2 protein-coding genes are annotated in these 3,103 nt (G+C 41.6%); one reads left to right on the forward strand and one right to left on the reverse strand.

Features of this window, described 5'->3' with window-relative positions:
• Positions 1 to 299: 299 nt before the first annotated feature.
• The gene (locus tag FTV09_RS17360; protein WP_005028482.1) at positions 300 to 1,292 is read right to left on the reverse strand and encodes an IS5-like element ISAba23 family transposase; all 993 of its coding nucleotides are present in this window, start codon (positions 1,290 to 1,292) and stop codon (positions 300 to 302) included.
• 331 nt (positions 1,293 to 1,623) lie between these two features.
• On the opposite strand from FTV09_RS17360, the gene FTV09_RS17365 reads away from it, so the two are divergent.
• Positions 1,624 to 2,853, forward strand: a complete 1,230-nt coding sequence (locus FTV09_RS17365; RefSeq protein WP_180058975.1) for an MFS transporter — start codon at positions 1,624 to 1,626, stop codon at positions 2,851 to 2,853.
• The last annotated feature ends 250 nt before the right edge of the window (positions 2,854 to 3,103 follow it).

Below are 3,103 nucleotides of genomic sequence, written 5' to 3' on the forward strand. Positions count from 1 at the left end.
AAAAGCGTATTTATAAGTGATATTCCGCTCTAGTTAAGCCACCTTGTTTTGTTGGGGTAGCTGATCATAGTAAAACTCATTTGGTGTCATTTTGTCTAGACTCGAATGAGGTCGTTTCAAATTATAAGAGACCTTTGCACGAAACAGCCCCTTTGCTCGAGGCATACCACCAAACCGAAAAAAAACAAAGAATGGCAATGAAATAAGCAAAACAATGGCTAAATCATGGATAAAATCTCCAAATGGTTGTTAAATTTGTGTCTATTGGCTGAGCTTACTAACCAACAGACACAATAACCCTAGGCGAGTCCGTATTTTCGTTTCAAGCTTAGGGCAGTTTTTAAATTATGCACCATGCTTGCAAGCAAAGTGCTGGTATGAAATTGCATTAACCCTAAATGACGAGCTTTGCTCATCCCATAATGCAGTTTAAAATGTCCAAAGACCCGCTCAACGGTGTTTCTAGTTTGGCTCTTTTGGGTATTATTGCGTTTTTGCTGTTCGGTTAAGGGTGTATTGCGCCATGCTCTATCATGAATATGATTTTTTATCGGTGGTTCATGCTCGGCAAGGTAGTCATCATGGGCTTGGCTTTTATACGCACTGTCAGCATACACGGCTGATTCATCATCTGTTAACAGCGTGGTAAAACATTGGGAATCATGGACATTGGCAGGGGTAGTTTCAACCTTTTTGACAAAGCTGTCTTCATCACAGTTGAGATGAATTTTAAAGCCGTAGGTGGTTTTTACTTTACCTGTACTGTCTTTTTTACTGACATAGGCGGCTTCGTTATCTTGGGTATTGTCGGTGTGTTTGCCTTTCTTAGGTCGTTTGTTTTTAGCTTCAACGATACTGGCATCGATGATGCTGACACTGCCCGCTTTGATAAAAATGTTTTGTTGGGCTAGTTGCTCATTGATTTGGTTGAACAATGGTTCAATCAGTCTAAGCTCACCTAGGTGTTTGTGGTATCGCCAAATGGTGCTATGGTCGGGTACATCATCCGTTAATGATAGGCCAACAAAGCGACGAAATAGTAAGTCTCGTGCCAGTTGTTTTTCCATGGCTGGATCCGATAGGTTATAGAGTTTTTGTAAGAGTAATACTTTAAACATGATGACAGGGTGAAAGGCAGATTCCCCACGCTCACTGCTATGAACGTGGCGTAAGGTTTGCTCGATAGTTTGCCAGTCAATTAGGTTGTGTAGTTCATCTAATTCTTCGATGGCTTTGTGAGCGTTAATGAGACTGTCTGCTAGGGAGAGTTGCCCTGTTTGTTTCCATGCCATAGTCGTGTTTTTTGCTAGGTGATTGATTTTATTGTATTATACCAATTTAATGAACTTTTGTGTGTTTATTCGTGCAAAGGTTTCTATAAACTGCTAAACTACACCCACTCAAATTAGTGGGTGTAATTAGTTTGAGTTATAAAAATCTCACAACTGAAATCGTTTGATCTATCTTAGACACCTTGTGAATACGGTGTATTAAGCCGCGAAATCTCAGCGCATTCAAAAAAACGTAATTTAATAAATTTCTCAGTGCTTGCCATTGGGCTTAGTCGTCTCTCCCTCTAACTGACTTTGCTCAGGCTTGTACGCATTTTATATGTAGATAACAATGCAAAACGTACAAACTTTAAAGTTAAGCCGTGCCACATTGATGTTTCCTTTGGCATTGGTTTTATTCGAATTTTCGGTCTATATCGGTAATGATTTAGTCCAACCTGCCATGCTCGCCATTACCCAAGATTTTGGGGTCAGCAGTGCATGGGCACCGTCGTCTATGTCTTTTTACTTACTGGGCGGTGCTTGTGTCGCATGGTTGCTTGGGCCACTCTCAGACCGTTTAGGCCGTAAAAAGGTGTTGCTCGCAGGTGTAGCATTTTTTGTGCTGACCTGCCTTGCAATTTTACTCACTCAAAATATTGAGTCTTTTTTGGCACTCCGCTTTTTACAAGGTGTGGGGCTGTCGATGATTTCTGCGGTGGGTTATGCCGCAGTACAGGAAAGTTTTGAAGAGCGTGATGCCATTAAAGTCATGGCTCTCATGGCGAATATTTCTTTGCTAGCACCGTTACTTGGTCCTGTGGTCGGGGCGTTTATGATTGACCATGTGTCATGGCATTGGGGCTTTATTGGCATTGCCTTTTTGGCTTTTTTAAGTTGGTTTGGTTTAAAAGCCAAAATGCCTGCGACACAACAGCGTCATTCTAAAAAGCCGCTGCGCTATATTTGGGATGACTATAAGACGGTCTATAAAAATAAGACCTTTTTGGCGCTCACCTTTGGCCTACCCATGGTCGCGATGCCGTTGATGCTGTGGATAGCACTGTCACCCGTGATCTTGGTGGAAGAACTTGGCTTGAGCAGTATGCAATACGGCTTGGCACAGTTCTCCGTCTTGGGCGGTCTCATTCTGGGCAACATTGTACTGATTAAAGTCATCGACAAAATGGCACTGGGTAAAACCGTGTTACTCGGTTTGCCCTTGATGTTCATCGGTACGCTGTTGGTAGTGCTCGGCACGATTTTCCAAAGCTATTTCTTGCCGTTACTGATTGTGGGGATGACTTTGGTGAGCTTCGGTGAAGGCATTAGTTTTTCAGTGTTATACCGCTTTGCGTTGATGTCATCGGAAGTGTCCAAAGGGACGGTTGCTGCAGCCGTTTCGGTTCTGATGATGTTTACGTTCTTCTTCGTGATTGAACTGGTTCGCATAGCTTATGTGGCATTTGGTCTTTGGGCTTATAGTTTAGTCTGCCTCATTTTGATTGCACTTTGGTTTAGCTTTCCACGTGCGACCGTGAAAAAAGTGATGCAAAAACGTCTTGAGAGTGGTGTTTACTAAAATTTTATTCACTGAATTCAGCGAAGCTCACATCATAAAAAAGCGCCCATTCAAATGAATGTGCGCTTTTTTATTATGGCTTTAAATAATCCTTTTTAAAGCCAGTTTTTAAACTCAGGCTTCTATTATTAATGAAGTTTTCGGACCATTCAGGATCGTTCGATTTACTCAAAATATCTTTGAGCCAAACCTTTAATGTTTCAATTGGATAATCTGCATTTTTGTATAAGTTAATCACGGTGATAATCTG

The sequence above is a fragment of the Acinetobacter sp. YH12227 genome (assembly GCF_013417785.1).
In the GTDB taxonomy this organism is placed as follows: Bacteria; Pseudomonadota; Gammaproteobacteria; order Pseudomonadales; family Moraxellaceae; genus Acinetobacter; species Acinetobacter gandensis.